This window comes from Haloferax sp. Atlit-10N (genome assembly GCF_003586325.1).
GTDB lineage: Archaea > Halobacteriota > Halobacteria > Halobacteriales > Haloferacaceae > Haloferax > Haloferax prahovense.
Genome location: NZ_PSYX01000123.1, coordinates 1 through 505 on the forward strand (window position 1 = coordinate 1; position 505 = coordinate 505).

At 73.1% G+C, this 505-nt stretch carries 1 protein-coding gene and 1 pseudogene; one reads left to right on the forward strand and one right to left on the reverse strand.

From position 1 onward, the window contains the following. A partial coding sequence (locus tag C5B91_RS21480) for an MFS transporter (protein WP_119713044.1) occupies positions 1 to 328 on the forward strand: 328 nt, incomplete at its 5' end. 54 nt (positions 329 to 382) lie between these two features. Here the strand turns inward: C5B91_RS21480 and C5B91_RS23055 are convergent. Then, positions 383 to 505, reverse strand: a pseudogene (locus C5B91_RS23055) (glycosyltransferase family 1 protein); the annotation flags it as partial.

Genomic DNA, 505 nt, shown 5'->3' on the forward strand with positions numbered 1-505 from the left:
GACGCCGGCGCTGATGATTCTCGCGCGGTTCCTGCAAGGCGTCGCGGTCGCGGCCGTCTTCGCTCCCTCGCTCGCCCTCGCCGGCGACATCGCCAAGGCGGGGCAGTCGGGGTCGACGCTCTCGCTTCTCACGATGGGGTTCGGCCTCGGCGTCGCCATCGGCGCGCTGTTCTCGGGCGTCCTCGTCGGCTTCGGCTTCGCCGTCCCCTTCGTGGCCGCGACCGCGCTGGGCGCGGTCGGCCTGCTCCTCGTCTACACGCAGGTCGGAGAAACCGTCGAGGTCGGCGGCGGTGGCGGCGGCAGTCCCTCGCCCGCCCGCGGCGATTAGCGCCGCGTCGACGCCGCGGTCGACGTCGACGCCCGGTCCGCGTCGGCGTCGGCGTCAGTCGGCGCCACCAACGATATCGAGCAAAAACGAGCGAACCGTCGCCGCCGTCTCGTCCCACGTCGGGTGCGCGAGAAAGCGGTCGCGGGCCGAGATAGCGAGCGACTGCAACCGCCGGCG